At 34.3% G+C, this 236-nt stretch carries 1 protein-coding gene; it reads right to left on the bottom strand.

Features of this window, described 5'->3' with window-relative positions; genetic code table 11:
* Nucleotides 1-205 (bottom strand): hypothetical protein (locus AAEY78_RS14975; protein ID WP_352340293.1); only part of this gene is annotated, 205 nt, incomplete at its 3' end.
* Nucleotides 206-236: the final 31 nt, after the last annotated feature.

Genomic DNA, 236 nt, shown 5'->3' with positions numbered 1-236 from the left:
GATTAAGCTCGTTAAAAAGGCGTTCTATATCGACAAGTTGAAGATCATTAACATCGTTTGTATGTGTAGTGCCAATAATCATATAGCCACGGTCTAATGAACGTAACAATGACAAATTAGATGTAGGCTTATATCTGTCATTCGCTTGAACATTCAAACACACACCTAACACCAATAATATCACAACCGTTATCATTTTTTTCATCGTATTACTTCCCTGTATATCCAGATATAAC

The sequence above is a fragment of the Psychrobacter sp. 16-MNA-CIBAN-0192 genome, assembly GCF_040309565.1.
In the GTDB taxonomy this organism is placed as follows: domain Bacteria; phylum Pseudomonadota; class Gammaproteobacteria; order Pseudomonadales; family Moraxellaceae; genus Psychrobacter.
Note: the sequence above shows the minus strand (reverse complement) of the source record. Positions and strands in the feature narration are given on the sequence as shown.